We start from the raw sequence: 22,729 nt of genomic DNA, 5'->3' as shown, positions 1-22,729 counted from the left end.
TCGTGCATCCGCGGTTTAAGGGATCAATCGCCACGTTCGGGCGGTCTCGTCCACTTCGATCGCTCGCGCTCCGTGGTAGGTATCGTACACTTGCAGCATTTGGCCGACGTTGTCGAACCAGCCCACAATGAAGGCTGCGCTGAAGGAATCGCCCGGGGCGACGCTGCGACCGCCGATCTCTTCGATCATGCACACGTAACCCCGCTGGTGACACCATGCCTCGGAGACGACCGCCGGATCCAGCGTCATGCCCGCCAACCAAGGTCCCGGACGTCCCGACGCGTCCAGCGGACGATAGGCGCGGATGAAGCGGTCGGGCAGCGGATCTCGCCCGCGAACGTAGTCGAACTTCTCGTCCGGGGGGAAATCCTCGCGGAATAGGGCGGAGGGGAAGAACCCGCGATAAGACAGATAGACCAGATCGAAGCCGTCGCCTTCCCTGTGCCGGATATGGCCCGGCATGTCGATCCGCAATGCCAAGGCCGGGCTTTCGTTGACGCAGTCGACGCGGTCCATGGTAAACACGTAGCGACGATCGCCCGGGACCACGATCCATTGGGTCCATTGCGAGCCGGTCCGCCGCTCGGGGGCCGCCAAGTGGTAGGTGAAAGTCTGACCGATGGCCACGAAATTCTCACCCCGCACCACTTTCGGCGAGAGACGTTTCGCTTGCGTGCAAATCTGCGGTCCTTCCACCAAGCGTTTGGCCCGCTTGCCGTGATAGAGGTTGTTGAAATCGTATCGCAACTCCGCGGGCAATTGATCGCGGTAAGTCTCGTCGGAACCGGGTTCCAAAAGAAAGTCGGCGATATCGAGACCGAAGCCCAAGTCGCGAAACCCGGTGGCCCGATCCACGAACGAGCCTCCCGCGATCCCGCTGACGTAGCCTTCCTTCTTGATGGTCAATTCCAGATGAGGCGTGACGATTTGGATGGCCTGATCGTCCTCGGTTACTTGAATCGCGGCGGTTTCGGCGCCTCGACTGGGAAGCGTGCCGCTGCTCCCCAGTGTCGCCGCCAACGCGGCCAGCGCGACCCATACTTGGCGATTGGATCCCATCATGCGGACCTCCTTTTTTGCTTGAGTGAATTCGCCCGGCGCAGCGGCGAGGGTTGATGCAAGCGACAACGCGAACACTTGACAGCACCTATCTTGACAAAACCGCCGCAGCGGTCAAGGATGGCGGCGGTTGCGGTCCGTGTCCTGCATCGCCCGACGCCCTGCGCCGCCGAACAAACGCAAGTGTGCGATGACGCTCGTTCTTCGTGTAACGCTTACCGTCTCCGCTGAAATGCGTCTCGGGAGTCGATCGCCATGAGAGCACCGTCCATCAGGCTTTGGGGTATTTGGCTGGGTTGTTGGGCAGGGCTAATGCCGTGCGTGGCGACCCAGTGTCGGCAAGCCTCGGCCGAGACGGCAGAGACGATCCGCCGCTCCGAAACCAGTCTGGACGGCGAGTGGGAAATCGCCGAAAGCTCTGACGAAATGCCGCCGAGCGAATTCACCGCGCGGGTCCCCGTGCCGGGATTGGCGGACATGGCAAGCCCGGCCTTTGCCGAGGTCGGGACCGAAAAAAGCTCGGAGCATCGCCGCTTTTTCTGGTATCGTCGCATCTTCGGCGAACTCGGCCCCGCGCCTCCCATCGTGCGTCTACGCATTCGCAAGGCCATGTTCACCACGGCGGTATTTGTGAACGGCCAAGAAGTCGGCGAGCACGCCGGTTGCTTCACTCCGTTCGTCGTCGATATTACGCGCTTTCTCCGCGGCAACTGGGCGGAGAATGAACTCCTCATCCGAGTGGGCGCCCATCGCGAAAACGTGCCCAAGGGCCTTCCCGACGGTTGGGACTTCGAGAAGGTTCGCTACATCCCCGGCATCTATGATTCGGTCGAGCTTTTGGAAACCGGCAACCCCTATGTGGAAAACGTGCAGATCGTGCCGGACATTGCCGCTCAAACCGTTCGCGCCGTCATCGAGTTGGCCAATGCCGGTCCGACCGTCGGTTCTCCGGTGAAGGTCGGCATCTACGATCTGGGCACGCAGCAAGACATCGTGACCGCGAATCTTGGTGAAATGACCTTGGCGGAGGGCGAGAAGCGGGTCATCGAGGCCGTCTTGACCATCCCGAATTGCCGCCTGTGGTCGCCGGAAGATCCGCACCTTTACGGTTTGCGCGTGACGACGGCGGGCGACGACTTTCGCACGCGCTTCGGGATGCGCGAATTCCGGTTCGATCCCCAAACGAAGATGGCACTGCTCAACGGCAAGCCTTATCCCTTGCGCGGCACCAACGTTACCATCCTGCGGTTTTTCGAGGACGTGGCCAGGGGCGGTCTTCCTTGGGACGAAACTTGGGTTCGGAATCTCCACCGATTGTTTCGACGCATGCACTGGAACTCCGCTCGCTATTGCATCGGATTCCCGCCGGACTTTTGGTACGACATCGCCGACGAAGAAGGTATCCTGATTCAGGACGAGTTTCCGATTTGGTACCTGGGTCAATGGCCGGCGGAACTGAAGGCGGACGCATTAGTCGAACAGTACCGCGAGTGGATGCGTCATCGTTGGAACCATCCCAGCGTCGTCATTTGGGATGCGCAGAACGAATCGACCACCGAAGAGACCGGCGAAGCGATTCGCCGGGTCCGCGATCTCGATCGATCCCGTCGCCCGTGGGACAACGGTTGGGGACGCCCGCAGGACCCGCTCGACGTGTTCGAGTGCCACCCTTACCCGTTCTACAGCAAGGACCGTCCCAGCGAGTTCCGCATTCGACGATTCGGCGAGTTGCCCGGCAAACCGAACGTGCCGGGCGGATTATCCGGCAACCCGCTGAAGAACGAGGGCGACAATCCCATTATCATCAACGAATACGGATGGCTTTGGCTGACGCGCGAGGGCAATCCCTGCACACTCTCGCGTGCGAATTACGAGGGTTTCTTGGGCGATCGCAACACCGCGGAGGAGCGACGTCGCTTATATGCCCGATACCTCGCCATGATGACGGAGTTTTGGCGGAGTCGCCGCCAAACTGCCGGGGTGATGCACTTTTGCGGCTTGGGGTATTCCCGTCCGGACGGCCAAACCAGCGATCACTTCATCGACTTGCAGCGACTGATCCTGGACCCGTACTTCCAGCGATTCGTCGGCGATGCGTTCGCGCCCGTCTTGGCGGTCGTCGATTTCTGGGAGGAGACGGCGGCACCGACCGATCGCCTGCGAATCGTGGTGATCAACGACCGTGACCGTCCCGCCGACGTCGATTTGCGCTTGCAGTGGAGTTGCGACGGACGGGTGATCCACGAGGAGCGGCGAAACGTTTCGGTGCCCCCATGCGGCGCGGAATCCGTCAACTGCGACGTTCCCGATTGCGGGACGCCCGGCACGTATGAAATCTCCGCAGTGACCTTGGCCGACGGCGAAACGCCGGCGCGGAGTTATCGCCTTTTCACAGTATCGGATCAGGGAGAATGACCGGCGGCGGCGCGGACGAAGACGCACGCAGCGCGGGTACCTCTTAGGCGCGTCACAGCTTTCCGGCGGCTTGGTGACGCGGTATCCGTCCCTCGACCAAGTAGATGACGTCTTCCGCGATGTTCGTGGCGTGGTCGGCGGCCCGTTCAAGATTGCGCGAAACGGCGAGATACTGGAGCAACGGTTGCACGGCCTCCGGTTGCGCCGCGATCATTTTTTCGATCGTGATTCGAAAATCGCGTTTCTGCGCATCGACGATCTCGTCTCGGCGGCACACATCCGAGGCCAGCTCGGCGTTGGTTTGCACCAGGCTGTCCACGCTGTCGCGAATCATGCCTTTGACGTTCTGCCACATCGCGTCCACGTCGATGGGAAGCCGAATCGGCTCGAATTGGGCCAAGTTGCGGGCCTTGCGGGCGATGTTGACGGCCAAGTCGCCGATGCGTTCCAAATCGTTGTTGATTTTGATGAACGCGATGACGAAACGGAGGTCCAGCGCCACCGGTTGGTAGAGGGCCAGCAGCTTGAGCGCCGCTTCCTCGATCTCGATCTCTTTGCGATCAACCAAAGGATCCCGTTGTTCGACCTGATCGGCCAAATTGGGGTCCCGGTCGAGCACCGCGCGAACGGCGTCGGCCAACTGCTCTTGAACGACGCCGCACAACTCCAAAAGGGAGGCTTTGAGCTGATCGATTTCTCGATGCATGTGGATGGACATGGCACGATTTCCTTGCATCCGTGAGCCGAGAATGGTGTTCCGTTGACTCCGGCTTTCAAGCCGGAAGCCGGTTGCCCGTCCACTCGCAACGTCGTCAACTCGCCCGCAAATGCGATTCGCGTCTCGCTCCCGCGGCGCCCTTGCGGCGGACGCCGACTCAAAACGCGATTTCCAGCGTTATTATACGGCGGACCGGGCAAACTCGATAGATCGGGCGTATCGACCGGGCGAGATTAGGGCCGAGTCTGCGGAATGCCGATTTCGCAAGAGCGGGGCGACTCGGACGCGGCGATGTCCTGCAAGCATTGCCCGGGCGGCGGTTTTTCCTCTATCATGGCGGGCATGAGCGAACCGGATCCTTTCCTTTGCCCCGTGTCGTGTCACCGCTGCGGCGTGGAACTGCGTTTGGGAAGCGGCACGGCCTACCTGATCCGCGTCGAAGCCATAGCCGACCCGACGCCGCCTCTGTTGGACCCCTCCGAGTTCGGCGGTGATTTGAATCGGGCCTTTCGCGAAGTGCTGCAAGAGTTGGAGCAGCTTTCGGCTCAAGAGGCCATGGATCAAGTTTACAGGCGACTCAGCTTCTATCTTTGCGCAACCTGTTACCGCCGGTGGATCGAAAACCCGACCGGTTAACGGGTCCGTTCGGCAAGAAGCGACTCGGCGACGGCGAATCGCCGCTCAATCCGCCGGGACGATCAATTCGTCGTCGGCAAGGCGTGGATCGTAGGGGTCGGGCACGTGGAAGTAGACCGCCTCGCCTTGCGGGTCGGGAAACTCGGTCAGAGTCAGCGTGAATCGCGGAGCGGCGTGGGGATACCAATCGCCCGGTCCCCAGGCCTTGACGCGGCACGCGAGCCCGCCCGGGTGGACTGCGTCGCTGGAAAACGGACCCTCCAACGATTCCGGTTGGAGAGTCAATAGCCGCAGGTCCACGTCCTTCAGTTCGGGATGGGCCGCACGATTGAGGCAGAACACCAGCGGACCGTACATCACCGCCGCGCTCCCGACTTGCGATCTCCGTCCCTTCACGTATCGCAGGCTCAGCGGCAAGGTCAAATCCAGCGTGTCGCCGGGTTGCCACACGCGACGGATTTCCGCCCATCCGCCGCCCGACTTCTCCAGCGGTTTTTCCAACCAGCGGGCGGAAATCACGGCGGTCTCGCAGAATCGCGGGATGCGGAGTTTCAACGTCAATTCCCGGGGTTGCTCCGGCGTGATCGTCAAACGAACCTCACCCTTGTGCGGATATTCCGTCTCTTGTTTCACGGTGACGGCGGTCCCGTCCGGCAGACGATGCGTGATGACGGACGGCGTGTAAAGATTGATCGCGATGCCGTCCGGCGCGGCATAGCTGATCATGCCCGGCAACTCGGCCACAATGCGGCGATAGTTGCAGGGGCAGCAGTAGGTGTCTCCCGAGTGATACGATCGCGGACCGTCGAAGGGCGTATAGTAGCGGATTCTTCGCCCCTCCGGCGATTGCGCCGCAAATAAGGCGTTGTAGATTGCGCGCTCCATCAGGTCGCCGTACGAGGCGTCTCCGGTGCGACGGAGCACTTCATCCAGAAAACGGATCAGGTAGGCCGTGGCGCACGTTTCCCCCAGGTTGATCGTCCCGGTTTGCGTGTCGTGCCAACACTCGTGGTCTCCGCACTCACCGGTGATGACCATGCCTTCGCGGTGCAGCAGGAAATCCAAGGCCGCTTGGCTGGGTCCCCACAATCGTTCGTCGGGCAACGAGTCGCTCAATCGCAATTGGGCGATGGAACGGCAGAGATAGGCGTAGATGTGTCCTTCGATGGGACCGTGCCTGCCGACGACGATGCGGGCGTCCCACTCCGGCAGTTTGCGGAATCGGACGACAAAGTCCCGATACTTGTCATCCCCGGTTTGCCGACTCAGCGCCAGGAAGGCGTTTTCGAGGCCGGTCACCGCCATGTAGACGGTGATGTCGCCCCCGCCGGGCTTTCGCTCCGGTGCCGCCTGCCAGCGATTCATGATGTAATCGGCCAGTCGTTCCGCCGCGTCCAGCGAGGATTCCTCTCCGAAGAACTGATGATCGGAGGTCAGCCCGTAGACGATGTACGACATCTCGTGCACGTCCCACAAGCCCCACATTCTCGCCTCAGGCTTCATGATGCCGATGTACCCGTCGGGTTCCTGCGTGGCGGTCGCTTCGGCGATCAATTTTCGCTTCAATTCGATCAAGCGGGGGTCCTGCGTATGGGCGGCGAACCTCACAACGCTATCGATCAGCTTTCCCAGACCCACGTAACCGCCGGAGGCGTTGCGCTGCCGGAAGGGACGCAGAAAGTCGTCCTCCGTGTTCAGCTTCAAGATGTTTCCTTCGATGGTGACGGCGACTCGGCGATCGATCTCCCCGCCCTCCAGACGCACATCTTGCAGGCCCGGTTGACGCCAGACGGGATCGACGTCGGCGGCAGGCAGCGGCAGCCCATGCATGGACGCCGAAAAAGCGATCGTCAAAGCCGATATCGCGAGGTTCTTGCAACCGAGGTATCGCATCCGCAAAACTCTCCTATCTTGGGGGTGCCGAGGCGCACACCGACAACCGCTCCTGCCGCTGCCGGTTTGACGCGATCATCCCAAACCATAGAACCGCACGGCGTTTTCCGCGAAAAGCTTACGGCGAAACGCGATCGGCCGATCCGCCGTAATCGTCCTCAGCGCCATGATCCATTCGCGCAGGGTCCCGCCCTTGGTGCAGACGGGCCAGTCCCCGGCGAACATGACGCGATTCTCCCCGAAGATCGCGATGCACGCGTTGACCACGGGGGCCAAATCGTCGGGCGTCCATCGGCCCGGCGTCATGCGTGAGACAATGCCGGATATCTTGCAAACCACTCGTTCGTGCGCGGCCAGGGCCTGCATCCCCGTCCGCCACTTCTTGCAATAGGCGACGGCGTCCGCCGCTCCCAAGCGAGCCGCGCGAAATTGATTCGGGTCGGCATTGCCGCAATGATCTACGATGAACCGCGTGGCCGGGCACTTCGCCACGATCTCCGCCGACTCCTCCAGCCAATCCGGCGGCACGCAAATATCGAACGACCAACCGCGCTCTCCCAAGAGGGCCAGTCCGCGCGAAAAGGCCGGAGAAAAGAACATGGCGCGGCCTTCCTCCGTATTCGGCGGGATGTGACGGATTCCCTTGACGTACGGATTGCCGCGAAAGCGATCCAGGTAATCGGCGAAATCAGGCGCGGCGGGACGTCCGCCCAGGACCGCCGCCGTGGTTGGCCCGTCGCCTCGGCGGCACAGGTCGATCACGTACTCGGCCTCGCGAACCAGGTCTTCCTCGACGACGGCCACTTCCATGTAGACCGCTTGTTTGACGGGGAGGTCGTCCACCGCCTCCAAGTAATCGCCCGGCAAGAAGTTGCGATTCAAAGCCGGCACGCCTGCCAGCCAAGCCAACCGCACCTTGCTGAGGTCCCAGAGATGCTGGTGCGTATCGACGATGGGAATCGCCTCTTCCGCGGCCGGCTCCGCGGTCGTTGAGTCGGCAAGAATCCCCCCGTCAAGTCGAGCGAGGCTCGCCGCGGCGACCGCCGCCGTCCCGCCTTGCAGAAGTCGTCGGCGCGTAATCATGGACAGGGTTCTCGTATCAAGGGACGTGCATGACGACCGACCTCCCGCCCATGGCAAGCGAATCACAGCAAGGGCGAAAAGCTCCCGATCGGGGCAGGGGGCATTTTATCCGGTTCGGCAAAGCAGTGGCAAGTGTCCGCCGACACCGGGTGCGGAGGTCGAAGCGCGAACCTGGTCACAGCCGCTCGGTCGGCAACGCTTCGGCTTCGCCTCGCTCAAGAGCAAGTCGGACATTCGCTGGGATCAGCAATGAGGGGGAAAACGACGGAAAGCCCGTCAGATGCGGCGAACCGTGATTGCAGGTCCCCAGGACGAGAACGAGGGATCGTGCGTGAGCAGGATGATTTGGCGGACCGCACCGTTTGCGTTCAGCCCTCGCCTAAAGCTTTCCCGCCGTTGATGATCCCAGGTCACGAAGGGGTCATCCAGCAGGAGGGGCAACACGGTATCGCCCGCCAAGCGATCGAGGACCGCTGTCCGTACCGCCAGCGCCAGTTGGTCCCGGGCGCCTTGGCTCAAGCCGTCGATCAACTTGGGATCGGATTGCGAACCGATCGCCGGAACTCTCAACGACAGAAGGAAATTCTGATCCAGTTCGAACTCGGCGTCCCGAGGTCCCGTCCAGGTGCGCATCAGTTCGTTCACGGATCGCTGCATGGCCTCGCGGTGTTGCGAGGAGAATTCGGCCTGGGCTTCGTTCAGAAGTTGCGCTGCGATTTGGATCGCGTCTCGCCGCCGCTCCAGTCGCGCGATCCCGGCTTCCGTTTCGCGGAGTTCCCATTCGCACTGCGCCACGTTCACGACCTTTCCGCCCTCGTGCCGCGCGATCTCGCGTTCGAGTTCGTTCCGCCGCGTCCGCAACTCCTCCGCGTGGCGCCGCAAGGAGGATGAACGCTCCGCCGCCTGGGTCGCCGCGTTATCCAACTCAACGCTGTTTCCCCGGGCCAACTCCTCGGCGAGAGCGGACCCCTCTTTCAATTGATCGAACCGCAGCAAGGCGGCATTGTGTTCCCGCTGAGTCTGACGGAGCCGCTCCGCCAATTCCTCCACGTCTTGGACGGCGTGAGATTGGAGCAGATTGCGGAAGGCGTCTTCGGCTGCCTGTACCTTGCGCCGGAAGTCCATGACGCCGTCGATCAAGTGCCGGGCGCGTTGGAGTAACTCGGCGTCGGGTTCCACGAGCGTCGAGTTTCGACCGTCCTTCTCGGCGAGCGTCCGTACCAGGTCGGCCGCGACCGGGGGAAGTCGATCGACGGCGATCGCTTCCCGCAGTTGCGCTTGCCGTGCGGTTTCCTCATCGAATCGGCGAATCTGTTCCCGATAGACGGTCCATGCTTGAAGGAGTTGGGTCAATTCCGCGGCTTGAGAAGAACCGGCCCAAGCGGCGACGGCGTCCCGGGCTTGCCGCAGGGAGTCGTGCGCGGTTCGCCGGAGGTCCGCGGCCTGGCGAAGTCGGGCGTCGGCGTTGGGGCGGTCGGGATGCTCGCGCGTGGGGTGGTAGAGCAGGGCGACGGAGGTCGCCGCGGCGGCAGCCAAAAGGATGCCCGCCGCAACACCCAAGCCCCAACCTACGGCCAACCCGCCGAGCGTCAGTCCCAGCAGGAACGCTGCGACGGCGGACACGCCGATGAGCCGATAGCGCTTGCGGACGTCGGGGACCGGGGTCAGGCTTGCCGCCGCCCTTTCCGCCTCCATCAAGGCCGCATCCGCCTGATGGGCGGCCTGTTCCCGTCGTTGCAGTTCGGCGATCCGCTCCGCCGCATCCGCCGGCCAATCCTTGACCGATGCGTATTCCTGCTCGATTCGCCCGAGGCTTTCGCGAAGCTGATCCTCGGGAATCCTGCTCTCCAGGAGAGTTCGGGCCTTTTCGAGGGCCTGCGCGGCCGCCGCGAGCGTCGGGAGTTCGGCCTGGGCGAGGAAACTCGGTGCAGCGGCCAGTTCCGTGCGGAGATCCGCCAGTTTCTTCGCCGCTTGTTCACTCTCGCGATGCGCCGCGGTCCATCGTTCCAGATCGCGCTCCGCCGCGTCCAATCGTCGGCGGAGGGATCGCAGTTCGTCCACCAAGGCTTTTTGGGCGTCGATCTTCCGTAAATCCTCGGCGCATTCGGCGATTTCCCCTTCGATCTTCTCCCACGCTTCTCGAAGGTTCTGAGCGACCTCGAGCGTCTCTTGGGCGTCTCGAATGGTCTTTCGAAGGGACTCGCGGCGAGCGATCGCCTTCTCCAAGGCGCCGTCATTCCGGGCATCGGCCGAGGAAAGCCCGGCCTGTCTGCTGAATCGAGAGACTTCCCGGAATCGTTGCAGCAAGCGATCGCGCGCTTCGTCCGCCGTGGCGTTGCCGCTGCCCGAGATCAGATTCTGAATGCTAGCCGCCTCCACTTGCCACTCGGCGGGTTGCGAGAGCACGGCCACATGGCAAAAGCTTTGCGGCGACACGGCGACCCAGCAATCGCTGAGAAGCTCTTGCCACTTGGCGTTGTCGGCGGTTCGCCCTCGCGCTTTGTGGCGGCTTTCGTAGAGGGTGTGCCAAGCATCATTCCGCAGTTCCGCCAGCGATACGCGGTCGGTCCCGAACCGGCGGACTGCACGGTACGACTTTTGGGACAGCAGTCGGCCCGTAGGATCGCGCAACTCGCGTTGGAACTCTACCGCGGCGGCGTATTCCTCGTCCTCGGCAAACCAATTCTTGGAGGGCGCTCCTTCGCCCCAGAATACGGCGGTAATCGCCGAAGACAGCGTGCTTTTTCCCTTTTCGTTGGGCAGGCACAGGACCGCGACGGGCGCATCGGGGATATCGAGCCGCCAAGCCCCCTGCCACGGGCCGCAGTTGCGAATTTCGACGGCCAAGATGCGGACGCGGATCATGGACCGTCGCCTCCCTCTTTCCAGCCCAGCGCGTGCAGGCCTTCCAGCAGGGCGGCCCAGGCCAACGATTGGTCGGGTTTTGCCGCTTCGACCCACGCCCGCCATTTGCGGACGAAGCAACCCGTCAACGATTCCTCGCGGGCGAGTTGATCGGCATCCGCCTCGGGCAAGACCTCCAGGTCGTCGTCGCGAATGACGGCAGACAGACCCGCGTCGGCGAGTCCCCGTCTCAGTTCGCCGCAAAGGTCGGAATGAGACGTGCGGCCTTGCAGTCGGACGACGGCGGGATGGTCTCCCGCCCCGCCGACTCGTTGCGTGATTCGCTCCAATATGGACGGTACAGGCTCCTCCGGCACGATATGCTCTTCGACGACGTTCCACCGCGTGGGAACGACCATCGGCGGTGCCGGGGATGCTTCGGCGATCAATGATGTTGGGGTGACGCGGACGCTCACCCACGTGCCCGTGCCGGGATCGGAAGCGGTCGGCCCGACCACGGGACCGGGATAGACGGCCTGGCAGGAACCGGCGCGCCAACTCCGCGAACGATGAATATGCCCCAACGCGAGATAGTCGTAACCGGCATCCGCGACGTGACGGTGCGATACGCGAAAACATCGCTCGCCTTCCACAACGCGTCCGCCGAAGTAGTCGGTGACGGTCGCATGAGCGGCGGCGACAAAGCGAGCATGTTCGGGAAAGGCGTGGCTCGCGCGGAGTTCACGGACGATCGGAAACCGCAATTCCGTTCCCGGGCGAGTTTTTCCGGCCTCATAAGCAGCGGAGACGACCACGAGGTATCCGTCCGGTTCGATCGGCCCGTGCCAAACGACCTCGGGCAGGGAATTGCGGACCAATACCCCCGGCCAATCGCCGCGGCGGTACGGACAATCCCGATAACTGAGTTCGTCGTGGTTGCCGGGCACCGTAATGACGGGCACGCTTCGCGCCGATGCTGCGACGACGCGCCTGATCCGCGTCTCCAGTTCCTCCGGCGGGTCGTGCCGATCGAACAAATCACCGACGATGAGGACCAAGCCGATCGGGCAATCGGGTTGAGCGAGATAATCGGCCAGGCGGTCGAGGAATCCGTCGCGACAGTCTCGCAACTTTTGGGCGGCATGATCCGGCAGATCGCCGTCCACCGCCGCCCCCAGGTGCAGGTCGGCCAGGTGCAAGATTCGGTTTCGCATTGCCCCGATTCTACATTGCGGAGAGAGTCGCGGACAGCGACTTGTCGCTGGGTGCGGAACACGCCGCTCCCTCACGCTATTCCGGCGGCGATGACGTCGGTCGCCCGAACTCTGCCCGATTCGAAAAAGAACCGCTCACCCACTTGGCCGCGTAACCGGTCGCGACTTTCACGTTGCTCGGCCGAAGGGGAGGTAGGCCGTTTCTCACTTGCCGGGTCGGACGACCACCTGTGCACAGCGCTTACAGCGCGTGCGCTGGGTGTTGAGTTTTGTGCCGCAGCGCGGGCAGACTCTCTTCTTCAACTTGAGGACGAACTTGGTTCGCGGTCGTGATCGCATCCTTTGTATCCTTCCCTAGCTCGGAGGTCGTAGGCTCTCCGCCGGTACTTAAGCCGGAGCGGGTTCGCCCTGGGAGTCTTGTTCGTTTCCGCCGTGTGCCCATGATGCCGCGCGACGATTCCAAACGCCCTTCCGTATCGTGGCGGCCGAAACGGCGACAAGAATACCCATTATAGGGGAGCGGAGCGACCTGCGCCAACGGACGCGAGCGGCAGGCCGGTATGAACTTGACCCGAACTAGGGGGTTTGCCCACATAATCCGTAAGGTTCAGCGTTTATTTCGCGTCTTATTTCGGCTCTGACGCGATCCGACACCGGTCGGCATCGCGTAAGGATTGGAAGCTTGGCCGGTCGCGATTGTTGCCCGGCGGGCTAGCGCCTTTTCTTCGCCGGATTCCCGACTACCTCTTATCGATTTTCTTTAGAGAAAGAGAATCTATTAACTCAAGTTTCCGAATACCGCGAACCTTTTCGATCCCTCAATCGGTCATTTTTAAGGTTCTGCCGGTTAAAAAGGGACGATGGGGAGACTTGGAAAGGCGTTCTAGCTCTTGTGGGTGGTGTTGAACAACAGTCGGTGCCTCGTTAACATCAACTGTGTGGAAGGACTTTTCCGATTGTGGAGGAGGTGCGAAGGATGACGCACGCACTGTTTTTCGTTCAGGGATGCCCAACCTGCGGTCGCAAGGTGCAGATTCGGATCGAGCACTTGGGCAAAGCCGTCACCTGCCATCACTGCCGAGCTACCTTCATGGCGACGGACGGCTACGCGCGGGAAGACGCTGTGGAAGATTTCCCGTTCGAGCAACGGACGCCGAATCTTGTGCAGCGGATGGGAGCGAATCTTTCCTCGCCTTGGCCTTTTGCGCCGCCCAGTGGTCGCTGAATCGGCCTTCGCCGCCCCGACATAGCGCGCACGACCGCCGCCGGAGTCGAGTTTCCGCGGGGTTAAGGCGTCGCGTCGTGATGCCGCCATCCCTGGGAACCGCTAAGAGGCTGATCCGTCGTTCATTTCCCGCCGCCATCCGAGTCTTCGCCCGTCTCTTTTCGCCGCCCTTTCTCCGAACCGAATGAATATCTCGCGGGGTTTTCGGTTAGTGCGTCAAGGGCGTTTTTCGACCGAGCTTCCTTGGATCAAACGCTCGAGGTCTTGGAAGAAACCGGGATAGGTCTTGGCGGTGCAACCGGGATCCAAAATCACGACGCCCGGCAACCTCAAGCCCGCTATGGCGAAACTCATCGCCATTCTGTGGTCGCGGTAGGTGGCGATTTCGGCGGGCCGCAACGGGCCGGGTCGGATTGTCAAGCCATCCTCTTGCTCTTCCGCGTCGGTCCCCAGCTTCCTCAATTCCGCGACCATCGCGCGAATGCGATCCGTCTCCTTATGGCGGATGTGTCCGATGCCGCGGATCGTGGTCGGCCCCTCGGCGAAGAGCGCCGTGACGGCCAAGGTCTGGGCCGTATCGCTAATGGCGTTCATGTCCACGTCGATGCCGCGGAGCGGGCCGCCTTGGACGGTGATGGAATCCTCGCCGTAAACGACGCGGCAGCCCATCCGTTCCAGGCAGTCGCAGAAGGCGACGTCCCCTTGCAGACTCCGGCGAGATAGCCCATGCACCGTCACGCTGCCGCCGGTGACTGCCGCCGCCGCGAAAAAGTAGCCGGCTGCCGAAGCGTCGGGTTCGACCGCGTATCGCACGGCATGATAGCGGCGATCGCCCTCGATCGTGAAGGTGCGGTAGTCTTCGCTTCGGACCGAGACGCCGAAACTCCGCATCACGGCGATCGTCATGTCCACGTAAGGCTTGGAGACCAGGTCGCCGCGGACATGCAGGACGACGCCGCTGTGCGAACAGGGAGCGGCCATCAACACACCGCTAAGGAATTGACTCGAGATCGTGCCCGCGATTTCCGCCGTGCCGCCGGGCAAACCGTGAGCCTGCACGATGACGGGCGGGCAACCGTTTCCCAATTCCGAGCGGGCGTCGGCCCCCAATTGCCGCAGGGTCTCCAGCAGGTCCTCGATCGGGCGTTCGCGCATCCGCGGCACGCCGTCCAAGCGAAAGGTTCCCGTCCCCAAACAGCAGGCCGCCGTCAGAAACCGGATGCTGGTGCCGCTGTTGGCCAAGAAAAGCTCGGCGGATTGAGCCGGAATTCGTCCGCCGCACCCCGACACGCGCAAGGCATCGGAAGTTTCAGAGCGAGCGACCGCGATCCCCAACCGGTTCAAGGCGGCGGCCATGACCTGGGTATCCTCGCTGTCGAGGACGCCCGTCAGTTCCGATTCGCCCTCGGCCAAGGCCGCGCATATCAACGCACGATTCGTGATGCTTTTGGAACCCGGTGGGCGGATGGAACCTTGAATCGGCCCGCAAGTGGGAACTCGGTAGGCTTCTGATTGCGACATTTTTTCTCCGAGCGAGGTACCGCAATAGGCCGGGGATTCGGCATTCCACCAGGCCGGTCAGGCACGCCGCGGTCGTGCAGCGTCTTTTTCCCGGGCGTCACGATATGTGCGGGGCAACCGCCGCTTCAGCGCGACACTTCAGGCGCTATTTGGAACCGAACGCGAATTTCCAAAGATACGATCGCGTGCGGATGTACAGGCCCGATTCGTCGACGGCGGGACTGGCCAGAATTTGCGACTCCAATTCGATTTCCTCCCGTTGCCGCGGCACGCCGTCCTCATCCAAGGAGACCGCGTACAGCGTGCCCTCGTACGAAGGCAGGTAGAGCGTTCGCCCTGCTATGACGGGCGAGGCCCAAAAGGAACCGCCGAGACGCATCTGACCCAGTATTGTACCGTCCTGGGCGTCCGCGCATACCAAGATATTCGGCGGTTTTACCGTGTACAGGCGATTGCGGCACAGCAACGGGCTGCTGTTGGCGACTCGCAAGCGGTCGGAGATCCAGTTCGCATTCAGCGTCCGCTTGGCGGAGTCGAAGGCTAGGAGATGAATTCCCGCGGCGGGAAGCGCCACGTGAGAACCCCAGACGGCGGCGGTGGGGACGGTGTCGCACCAATGCCCGTACGAGGCGACCGTGCGGCCGGTCTTGGGATCGATGAGCGCAAAGTCCTCTCGCGATTGGATCAATACCCAAGGGCCGGCGTCCGATTCGGAAGCGGCCGATTCGCCGGGGGGAAAAGCGACGGGCGAAGACCACATCGCTTGCTTGGGGCGGTCGATCTGCCACAGCGTTCGACCGTCTTGCAGGCTCAGTCCCGTCACGACCGCGTCGAGAAGGCTTTCGGCTTGCACGACCACGACGTCGTCCACAATCCGGGGCGAGGATGCCATGCCGACGTCGTTTCTCAAAAAGGGCCGCTCCAGGCCCAGTCCGCGAAACCATCGCGGTCGTCCGTCCAAATCGAAACACGCCAGATCATTCGAGGAGTATTGGACGACGATAAGGCGACCGTCGGAGGTGGGCGTAGAACCTGCCACGCCGCCGAACGAGTTGCAGACGGTGGAACCCGTGGCCCAAAAGCGCGTCTCCCAGACGGTCTTGCCCGATGCGGCATCGAAACAAGAGAGCCGCAATTCCTCCTGTTTCGGGTTCATGGCGGAGGTCACGAACACGCGACCCGCCGTGACGATCGGCGAAGACGGTCCGCGCCCGGGCAGTTCCGTTTTCCAAGCGAGTTGATCGAGCGACCGAACGGGCGGAACGTCCTCGCCGGGCCGAAAGGCGGCGGTTTGATCGGTCCCGCGAAAGTGCCGCCATTCGCTCGCCGGCGCAAAGGATACGCCGATGGTAAGGAGCGCGACGAGCATGGCCGCGCCGTCTCGCATGCCGATTCGCAAAACGTTGAGAGACCGCTTCATGTTCATGACGAAAGCCACCTGTGTCTCAGGCCCGGTTGTTCGGTCGGGCGTTGCCTTGGGCCGCGATTATGGACGTATCACCCCGCCGCCCAGGGCATCGCAAACGCGGAGTTGGAAGGCCCAGGGCTTGGCCCAATCTTGCGTCTGTTCGTTTTGACACACCTTGATGAAGATCAGGTTCTCGCCCTGGTTTAATCGGCAGGGCACCGTGTATTGATCCGGTTCGAATCCCGAGTGATAGACGTGGTAGGACGCGATTGCCTCGCCGTTGACCCAGAGCTTGAAGGAGTTGGGCGTGGAAACGCGGATTTGGGCGGATTGGGCCGCATCGGAGATCACCGTCGCCGCCGCGTAAGCGACGACTCCTTTTTCCTCTCCGACCGCCGCATTGAGGTCGATCAAGCCGACCTCGTCGTGCGAAACGTATTCCCGCCAGGCGACGTTGCCGTGCTTGCCGGAAAACGAGGCCGACAAGTCGGGCCTGCCGGGGCGTTCCTCCGGCGGATAGACGCGATCGAAGCCCGAGTCGTTCGTGTTGTCGAAAGGTCCGACGACGTGCCATGTCCTGACGTATCCGTAGTGCGCCGCCGTGTCCGGCGATTCGCCCAGGGCGCGCAGGCGGTCGGTGATTCTTATCAATTGATCGCGATCTCGCGCGGCATGGAAAAGAGCGTTCAGCGCATCGCGCCAGATTTCGCGTCGCGGATCGTCGCTTGCGGCGGCACCGATGGCAGCAGCGTCCGGGAGTTCCGCGAGTCGCAATTCGACGGCCTCGCGCCGCAAGGGACCGGCGGGATCGTCCAGCATGTTCTCTACGAGTTGCCGCGCCGAAGTCGCATCGATTCGCCGCAGCCAATCCCAGGCCAAGAATCGAGCTTTGTCGCGCTGCGAGCGGTCCGACACAAACGCTTGCAAGCCGTCGCGCGGCAGGGCAGCGCCGCTCCGCCGAGCGTCGGCCAAAATGCGATCCACCGCCGAGAGAATCCAATTTAGTGCGATGGGATTCGCTTCATCCGCGCTTCGGAGGAGCGGCAGCACGGCGGGCAAACCCGCCGCAACGACGCGATCGTATGCCGCCGCGGCCTGCGATTGTCCGACGCCGTTGCGATCGGCCGACAAGAGATCGCGAATCTCCGCTCCCCACGGTTCCTCCGCGGCATAAAGCGGAGTCGCAATCGACGCGGCGACCAGGGCCGAGACGATCGTCGCCAGCATCATCCGACGGCGGTTGGACGCATTCATGGGGCCGACACTCCCTACGAAGCCGCTGTTGCCGAATACGCCGGACCGAGATTCGTCACCGTACGTAAAAAGTCCCGCCCCGTCGCGCGAGGTGATCCGGCTTTCGCTTTGCTGATCTTGAGGCGCGCGCCGCGGCTTGTCAAGCACGGAACGCGCAAGCGGGATCGCATGAGGTGCGATCTTTGTCACGGGCCTGTCCGCGTTTTATGCGACGGAGTTTCGCTTGAGATAAGACTCTTCAGCGATCGTTCGTCGAACACTTAGCGCGTGCGAAAGCGGACGTTATAATGTCGCGCAGGGTGCGGGAGGGAACGTGAGAACGCCGACGGACCGGCATGAGTGCAGGCGAATAAGAAGAGCGACTCGTGTCGGAAAGGTTAGCGAGCATCTCGAACCGGGGATGCCTCGCGCAATTCGGTTCGCACGCATGATGCATTCGCTATCGCAAGATCGGGACGATTCCGCCGCCTTGTCCGCGCTGCATCGTCCACGCCCTCCGCTCGTCGCCCGAATCGATCCCGATTTGTGCACGGGTTGCGAAGCGTGCGCCGCGGTATGTCCCGTCGGTTGCATCGCGCTTGACCGACGCGATGACGCATTCGGGTATGTGCGTTGCGTCTGCCGCATCGCAGAGGAGCGTTGCATCGGGTGCCGCTTGTGCATCCGCTTGCCGCGTCCCCGAGAGACGGGATATCTTTTGCGAATCTGTCCTTGGGAAGCGATCGAACTGGTTCCATGCACGGACGGCCCGTGAGTCCGCCGTCGGTGCGTCCTTTGACTTGGAGGGATAAGATGAAGACCGGCTTTGGAATTGTGGCTGCCCTGGGATTGGCGGCGGTTTTCTCTTGGGCGACGGTCGAAAGAATTCTCGCCGAAGAGGCGACGAAAGGGGAAACCATGAGTTACGCGCAGGCGCGAGACTATTTGGTGCAACACACCAAGGTCCTGGAGTTGACGGACGAACACGGCGCGAGGGTCTTGATTTGCCCGGAATGGCAGGGCCGAGTCATGACCTCGACTTGCGGCGGTCCGGAGGGGTTGAGCTTCGGGTTCATCAATTCGGGCTTCATCGACGCCGGTCAGCCGAACCCCCATTTCAACAATTACGGCGGCGAGGACCGATTCTGGCTCTCTCCCGAGGGCGGTCAATTCAGCCTTTGGTTCGCCAAGGGCGCCGAGCAGAACTTGGACAACTGGTTTACGCCGCCCGCTCTGAATGAAGGCGCTTGGCGGGTGATTTCCGGCCCCAACGATCCCTTCTATCGCATGACGCAGCGGATGAAGCTCGTCAATGCATCGGGCACGCAATTCGAACTGGACGTGATCCGCGACGTGCGACTGCTGAGCGGCGAGGACATGGCGCAGTTGTTCGGGCAAAGCGCGGCCGAGCAATTGAAGCAACCCACCGTCAAGGTCGTCGGTTACGAGACCGTCAATCGCGTGATCAACCTTGGTCCGCAATGGACCCGCGACGGCGGCTTGATGTCGATTTGGGTGTTGGGGATGTTCAACGCGGGACCGCAAACCGTCGTGATCGTTCCCTACCGTCCCGGCGACGAGAGCGAATTGGGGCCGGTCGTGAAGTCCGATTATTTCGGGACCATTCCGCCGGAACGACTCAAGATTCTTCCCAGCGCCATTCTCTTTCTCGGCGACGGGAACTATCGGTCCAAGATCGGTACGTCGCAAAAGCGAGCACGGAACGTCGCCGGTTCGATCGACTTCGTCCACGGCGTCCTGACGTTGGTGCATTTCACCATGCCGGAAGATCCCACGGCCCATCCCTACATGAACAACATGTGGGAATTGCCGCAAAAGGAACCGTACGTGGGCGACGTCGCCAACAGCTATAACGACGGCCCCGCCGGACCGGACAAGCCCGGCTTGGGCCCGTTCTACGAAATCGAATCGCTTTCCCCGGCGGCAGCGTTGCCCACGGGCGGTCGCTTGGAACACCGCCATCGAACGGTCCACGTGCAAGGCGATTACGCCGTGCTCCAAGCCGTGGCGAAAGAAGTGCTGGGTGTCGATCTCGACGAAGTTCGCGACACGATGCTCCCGAAATAACATGGAAGCATGAGCGGCTCGGGCAAGCTTGCAGTCGAGGGCGCTATGTAAACGAGGCGATTGAAATCGCTGAGCGGGCTTGTCGGATTCGCGTTGCATTGCCACAATCAAAAACGGAGTTCGTGCGTCCCGCGATCATAGGAACGACGGACGGGCCGAGCCGTATGCTCCCCAAGCCCTAGGTGGCCGGCGGCGTAAGGATGCGTCGCGGCGTTGGGAGGTTGCGGCTCGGCTTCTTTTTTCTCGCGTTGATTGCTTTTTCGGCGGAGTCGTCGCGGTGGGACGCGACTCCCATTTCGGGCGAGACTCCGCGACCGAACCACCAGACGCCGGGAGAACCGCGCCATGCTGCAACGCATTCTGGAAACGGAGGCGATGGACACCGCTCTGGAAGCCGAGGAATACGATGCCATGGATCACGCCGAGGTGAATGATCGCTTCGTGCGGGATTTCGCGGAGGCGGGAGGCAAACCCGAGGTCACGCTCGATCTGGGCACGGGGACCGCGCTCATTCCCCTGGTCTTGTGCGAGCATTGGCCGAACGTGCGCGTCGTGGCAGCGGACTACGCGGGCGAGATGCTTCGCATCGCGCGGCAAAACATCATCCGAAGAAAAGCCGACGATCGCATCGTGCTGGTGCGTGTCGACGGCAAGCGACTACCCTTTGCCGACGATTCGTTCCCGCAAGTGATTTCGAACAGCATCGTTCACCATGTGGCGGAACCGGAATTCATTTTTCGAGAAGCGTGGCGCGTGCTTCGGCCGGGCGGGATCGTGTTCTTCCGCGACCTCTTTCGACCGCCGGATGCCGCGACGCTGCATGAGCTTGTGGAACGCTATGCCGGAAGCGCCACGCCTCATCAGAAGAAGATGTTCGCCGATTCGTTGCAGGCCGCGCTGACGGTGGAGGAGGTTCGCGAGATCATTGCCTCCTTGGGGTTGAGCACGGACGGCGTTCGGGCGACCAGCGATCGCCACTGGACTTGGGCGGCCCGAAAGCCCGAAGCATGACCGTCCGCGGAGTCGGCCGGGAAGGGGCCGTCTTGCGTCGCGTCCTTGTGCGCCAAGATCGACGCCCGCAGCACCTTTAAGTTTGCGCCTCCCAGGGATTGGGCCAGTCGCCCCAATGTTCGAGGTAGAGTCGGCAGGCGGAATCGCGCTGCGACCGCGCCTCGATCCAGTCGCGGGTTTGGGCAACGAGCTTGTGCTCGTTTTCCAGGCTCAATTCGCCGACTAGCACGCGGGTCCGCAAGAAGATGAAGTACGTGTCCAAGACGTCGCACCGGCAGTAGGCGTTGATTTCTTCGAGTTTTCCGGCGTCGAACAGGTCCTGCACCATGTAGCCGGCGACTTCCATTTTTCCCGGCTTTCCCAGCAGATTGGCGGCCAAGTTCAAACCGCCGACGAACCGCGTGGACCCGAAATTGGTCAGCAGTTCGCAAAGGTCGAGGTGCGACTGGGTGTTGTACCGGTTGCGCGGTTGTCCGCCTCCGCGGGCCGCGCCGTTTCGAAACCACCCCGGCACGCTCACGCCGAAGCGAAAAGCGGCAAGCTCGAGCAGAGGGATGTCGAAGGAACGACCGTTGAACGTGACCAGTGTCGGTTGTCCGTACTTCTCCCAACCCCGCCAGAAGTATTCCGTGATGACGTGCGGGCGGAATTGCGGTTCATCCAGGACGACCAGGTCGAGGAGTCGAAAATCGGCGGCCACCTTGGCGATGGCCACGGACACCGGAACTTGAAAGGTGTAGGGGATGAAGTCGTTGTCGTACTTTTCGACCAATTCGCCGCGATAGCGAGCGACCGCTTGCTCGGGAGAGATGTCTTCGCCCGGATACCGCAATTTCGCCACCAGTTTCGGATCGGCTACACTCTCCACGTCGAACACGAAATAGCGAACGTCTTCGCTCATATCGCACGCCTTTCACCGGTGAGAGGCGGACTATCGTCCGCGATCAATCGAAGCCGGGATGCAGCGCCGCCAAACGACGTTCCGTTTCGGCCATCAATTCGTCTTCCTCGGCTTCCGTCTCGGCCTGATAGGTCACGGAAAACCGCAAGTGGGGCCCCGCATCGTCCCATGGCACGGTAACGATGGAATGTTCCGAGATCAAGTACTGGCTAACCTCTTCGGCGTTCGCGAATCGCCGACCGGCGACTTCCAAGGGTGCCGGGGTATACAAGAAGTACGTTCCGCCGGGCATCTCGCAGCGGAATCCGCATTTTCGCAAGGTTGCCACCAGTTTCGTCAAACGGCGATGATACTTGGCGCGCACCCGCCGCGGAATGTCGGGATTGTCGAGCGCGGCGATTCCCGCCTTCTGAATTGCGATGAATTGTCCCGAATCGCAATTGTCCTTAATGTCGGCGAAGGCTTGCACGATCTTGGGATGGCCGCAAACCCAGCCCAACCGCCATCCAATCATGTGCCAGCCTTTGGATAGCGAGTGTACCTCCACGCCCACGTCGCGCGCACCCGGAATCTGGAGAAAACTCAGCGGCGGCGCACCGTAGGCGAGCATTCCGTGGGCGGCATCTTGGACCACCACCAACTCGTGATCGCGAGCGAAATCGACCACGCGGCGGAAAAACTCCACCGTGGCCGTCTTGCCCGTCGGACTGTTGGGATAATTGATCACCAGCATCTTGGCCCGACGCAACACGTCGCCGGGAATGGAATCCAGGTCGGGAAAGAAGTCGTTCTCCGGCAAAAGCGGAAGCTTATAGACTTGCCCGCCGTAATACCGCGTGTGCGTACCGGCAACGGGATAGCCGGGCACGGTCATCAGGGTAATGTCGCCCGGATTGATGAACGCCGCCGGCAGCATCGCCAAGGCCGTCTTCGAACCGATGCAGTGGTTGATTTCCGTCAGCGGGTCGAGTTCGACGTCGAACTCGCGTTTCATGAAACGGGCGACCGCCTCGCGAAAGGCGAGGATGCCGTTGTCGGCATAACCGCGGTTTTCGGGTTTGTGGATTTCCTCGGCCATCACCCGGCGGACCAACGCATCCGCCGGTTCGTCGTTTTCGCCGATGCCGAAATCGATCAAGCGACGTTCGGGGTGTTCCGCAAGGGCTTTACGTTTGGCCCGCTTGATCTTTTCGAACTTGTAGATGTCCGTTCCTTTGCCGTAATTGGCGCCGCCGATGCGATCGGCGAACAGTTGTTGAAAGTAGGGATCTCTCATGGCAAGCCGCGAATTCTAAGCCGTTTTCCCACGCCGAAAGGCGCGCGGGCAAATGGAAGGACTCCGTCCATCGGAACGCCGCGCGACGAGATCGGTCCGTAAAACCCCGCGTTGGGTGGAAGTCGGAAAAAGACAAAAGAGTGGGATGCGGTCGCCGACCGGTCCGGATCAGCCCATCATCCCAAGCTGTAGTCCGTTCAGTCT

17 protein-coding genes are annotated in these 22,729 nt (G+C 62.0%); 6 read left to right on the top strand and 11 right to left on the bottom strand.

Annotated elements, in window-relative coordinates; genetic code table 11:
* Positions 1–15: 15 nt before the first annotated feature.
* Positions 16–1,062: a hypothetical protein gene (locus tag ACYQ6J_RS12645; RefSeq protein WP_460184541.1), complete on the bottom strand. Its 1,047-nt coding sequence runs from the start codon at positions 1,060–1,062 to the stop codon at positions 16–18.
* A gap of 252 nt (positions 1,063–1,314) precedes the next feature.
* Between ACYQ6J_RS12645 and ACYQ6J_RS12640 the strand changes: the two genes are divergently transcribed.
* Positions 1,315–3,474, top strand: a complete 2,160-nt coding sequence (locus ACYQ6J_RS12640) for a glycoside hydrolase family 2 protein (protein WP_460184540.1) — start codon at positions 1,315–1,317, stop codon at positions 3,472–3,474.
* Positions 3,475–3,526: 52 nt separating this feature from the next.
* Here the strand turns inward: ACYQ6J_RS12640 and phoU are convergent, their stop codons facing one another.
* On the bottom strand, positions 3,527–4,192 hold the full coding sequence (gene phoU / locus ACYQ6J_RS12635; RefSeq protein WP_460184539.1) for a phosphate signaling complex protein PhoU: 666 nt from the start codon (positions 4,190–4,192) through the stop codon (positions 3,527–3,529).
* Between the two features lie 252 nt (positions 4,193–4,444).
* Between phoU and ACYQ6J_RS12630 the strand changes: the two genes are divergently transcribed.
* Positions 4,445–4,828, top strand: coding sequence for a hypothetical protein (locus ACYQ6J_RS12630; RefSeq protein ID WP_460184538.1), 384 nt, complete (start codon positions 4,445–4,447; stop codon positions 4,826–4,828).
* 45 nt (positions 4,829–4,873) lie between these two features.
* Here the strand turns inward: ACYQ6J_RS12630 and ACYQ6J_RS12625 are convergent, their stop codons facing one another.
* The 4 genes from ACYQ6J_RS12625 to ACYQ6J_RS12610 form a co-directional block, all read right to left on the bottom strand.
* A complete protein-coding gene (locus ACYQ6J_RS12625) occupies positions 4,874–6,721 on the bottom strand; it encodes a beta-L-arabinofuranosidase domain-containing protein (RefSeq protein ID WP_460184537.1) in 1,848 nt (615 codons plus the stop codon).
* Between the two features lie 75 nt (positions 6,722–6,796).
* Positions 6,797–7,804 carry an amidohydrolase family protein gene (locus tag ACYQ6J_RS12620; protein ID WP_460184536.1) on the bottom strand — a complete coding sequence of 336 codons (1,008 nt, stop codon included), beginning with the start codon at positions 7,802–7,804 and terminating at the stop codon, positions 6,797–6,799.
* A gap of 276 nt (positions 7,805–8,080) precedes the next feature.
* Positions 8,081–10,669 carry a hypothetical protein gene (locus tag ACYQ6J_RS12615; protein WP_460184535.1) on the bottom strand — a complete coding sequence of 863 codons (2,589 nt, stop codon included), beginning with the start codon at positions 10,667–10,669 and terminating at the stop codon, positions 8,081–8,083.
* Complete coding sequence (locus tag ACYQ6J_RS12610; RefSeq protein WP_460184534.1) at positions 10,666–11,862, bottom strand: metallophosphoesterase family protein; 1,197 nt, start codon at positions 11,860–11,862, stop codon at positions 10,666–10,668. Before ACYQ6J_RS12610 ends, ACYQ6J_RS12615 begins: the two co-directional genes overlap by 4 nt.
* Positions 11,863–12,838: 976 nt before the next feature.
* Between ACYQ6J_RS12610 and ACYQ6J_RS12605 the strand changes: the two genes are divergently transcribed.
* The gene (locus ACYQ6J_RS12605; RefSeq protein ID WP_460184533.1) at positions 12,839–13,087 is read left to right on the top strand and encodes a hypothetical protein; all 249 of its coding nucleotides are present in this window, start codon (positions 12,839–12,841) and stop codon (positions 13,085–13,087) included.
* A gap of 216 nt (positions 13,088–13,303) precedes the next feature.
* On the opposite strand, the gene aroA is transcribed toward ACYQ6J_RS12605, so the two are convergent.
* The 3 genes from aroA to ACYQ6J_RS12590 form a co-directional block, all read right to left on the bottom strand.
* Complete coding sequence (gene aroA, locus ACYQ6J_RS12600; protein WP_460184532.1) at positions 13,304–14,608, bottom strand: 3-phosphoshikimate 1-carboxyvinyltransferase; 1,305 nt, start codon at positions 14,606–14,608, stop codon at positions 13,304–13,306.
* Between the two features lie 145 nt (positions 14,609–14,753).
* On the bottom strand, positions 14,754–16,034 hold the full coding sequence (locus ACYQ6J_RS12595) for an outer membrane protein assembly factor BamB family protein (RefSeq protein ID WP_460184531.1): 1,281 nt from the start codon (positions 16,032–16,034) through the stop codon (positions 14,754–14,756).
* A 60-nt stretch (positions 16,035–16,094) separates the two neighbouring features.
* The gene (locus tag ACYQ6J_RS12590; RefSeq protein ID WP_460184530.1) at positions 16,095–17,270 is read right to left on the bottom strand and encodes a hypothetical protein; all 1,176 of its coding nucleotides are present in this window, start codon (positions 17,268–17,270) and stop codon (positions 16,095–16,097) included.
* A gap of 400 nt (positions 17,271–17,670) precedes the next feature.
* Here ACYQ6J_RS12590 and ACYQ6J_RS12585 point away from each other — a divergent pair, with 400 nt between their 5' ends.
* The 3 genes from ACYQ6J_RS12585 (at position 17,671) to ACYQ6J_RS12575 (ending at position 20,348) form a co-directional block, all read left to right on the top strand.
* Positions 17,671–18,024 (top strand): 4Fe-4S binding protein, encoded by a 354-nt coding sequence (locus tag ACYQ6J_RS12585; protein ID WP_460184529.1) that lies wholly within the window; start codon positions 17,671–17,673, stop codon positions 18,022–18,024.
* A 38-nt stretch (positions 18,025–18,062) separates the two neighbouring features.
* A complete protein-coding gene (locus tag ACYQ6J_RS12580; RefSeq protein WP_460184528.1) occupies positions 18,063–19,337 on the top strand; it encodes a DUF6786 family protein in 1,275 nt (424 codons plus the stop codon).
* A 345-nt stretch (positions 19,338–19,682) separates the two neighbouring features.
* Entirely contained in the window at positions 19,683–20,348 is a 666-nt protein-coding gene (locus tag ACYQ6J_RS12575; RefSeq protein WP_460184527.1) for a class I SAM-dependent methyltransferase, read from the top strand.
* Positions 20,349–20,424: 76 nt separating this feature from the next.
* Here the strand turns inward: ACYQ6J_RS12575 and ACYQ6J_RS12570 are convergent, their stop codons facing one another.
* The gene (locus tag ACYQ6J_RS12570; protein WP_460184526.1) at positions 20,425–21,249 is read right to left on the bottom strand and encodes a 3'-5' exonuclease; all 825 of its coding nucleotides are present in this window, start codon (positions 21,247–21,249) and stop codon (positions 20,425–20,427) included.
* Positions 21,250–21,292: 43 nt separating this feature from the next.
* Positions 21,293–22,525, bottom strand: coding sequence for an LL-diaminopimelate aminotransferase (locus ACYQ6J_RS12565; protein WP_460184525.1), 1,233 nt, complete (start codon positions 22,523–22,525; stop codon positions 21,293–21,295).
* Positions 22,526–22,729 lie beyond the last annotated feature (204 nt).

Source organism: Thermopirellula anaerolimosa, assembly GCF_054657335.1.
The sequence above is the reverse complement of the archived record's forward strand: the minus strand, read 5'-3'. Positions and strand labels throughout refer to the sequence as shown.

Excerpts from the sequence above, each read along its gene's own strand:
- ACYQ6J_RS12640 (WP_460184540.1), top strand. The coding sequence starts at position 1,315 with ATGAGAGCACCGTCCATCAGGCTTTGGGGTATTTGGCTGGGTTGTTGG.
- ACYQ6J_RS12645 (WP_460184541.1), bottom strand. The coding sequence starts at position 1,062 with ATGATGGGATCCAATCGCCAAGTATGGGTCGCGCTGGCCGCGTTGGCG.
- ACYQ6J_RS12570 (WP_460184526.1), bottom strand. The coding sequence starts at position 21,249 with ATGAGCGAAGACGTTCGCTATTTCGTGTTCGACGTGGAGAGTGTAGCC.
- ACYQ6J_RS12565 (WP_460184525.1), bottom strand. The coding sequence starts at position 22,525 with ATGAGAGATCCCTACTTTCAACAACTGTTCGCCGATCGCATCGGCGGC.
- ACYQ6J_RS12620 (WP_460184536.1), bottom strand. The coding sequence starts at position 7,804 with ATGATTACGCGCCGACGACTTCTGCAAGGCGGGACGGCGGCGGTCGCC.
- ACYQ6J_RS12575 (WP_460184527.1), top strand. The coding sequence starts at position 19,683 with ATGCTGCAACGCATTCTGGAAACGGAGGCGATGGACACCGCTCTGGAA.
- ACYQ6J_RS12580 (WP_460184528.1), top strand. The coding sequence starts at position 18,063 with ATGAAGACCGGCTTTGGAATTGTGGCTGCCCTGGGATTGGCGGCGGTT.
- ACYQ6J_RS12630 (WP_460184538.1), top strand. The coding sequence starts at position 4,445 with ATGCCGATTTCGCAAGAGCGGGGCGACTCGGACGCGGCGATGTCCTGC.
- ACYQ6J_RS12605 (WP_460184533.1), top strand. The coding sequence starts at position 12,839 with ATGACGCACGCACTGTTTTTCGTTCAGGGATGCCCAACCTGCGGTCGC.
- aroA (WP_460184532.1), bottom strand. The coding sequence starts at position 14,608 with ATGTCGCAATCAGAAGCCTACCGAGTTCCCACTTGCGGGCCGATTCAA.
- phoU (WP_460184539.1), bottom strand. The coding sequence starts at position 4,192 with ATGTCCATCCACATGCATCGAGAAATCGATCAGCTCAAAGCCTCCCTT.
- ACYQ6J_RS12590 (WP_460184530.1), bottom strand. The coding sequence starts at position 17,270 with ATGAATGCGTCCAACCGCCGTCGGATGATGCTGGCGACGATCGTCTCG.
- ACYQ6J_RS12625 (WP_460184537.1), bottom strand. The coding sequence starts at position 6,721 with ATGCGATACCTCGGTTGCAAGAACCTCGCGATATCGGCTTTGACGATC.
- ACYQ6J_RS12610 (WP_460184534.1), bottom strand. The coding sequence starts at position 11,862 with ATGCGAAACCGAATCTTGCACCTGGCCGACCTGCACCTGGGGGCGGCG.
- ACYQ6J_RS12615 (WP_460184535.1), bottom strand. The coding sequence starts at position 10,669 with ATGATCCGCGTCCGCATCTTGGCCGTCGAAATTCGCAACTGCGGCCCG.
- ACYQ6J_RS12585 (WP_460184529.1), top strand. The coding sequence starts at position 17,671 with ATGCCTCGCGCAATTCGGTTCGCACGCATGATGCATTCGCTATCGCAA.
- ACYQ6J_RS12595 (WP_460184531.1), bottom strand. The coding sequence starts at position 16,034 with ATGAACATGAAGCGGTCTCTCAACGTTTTGCGAATCGGCATGCGAGAC.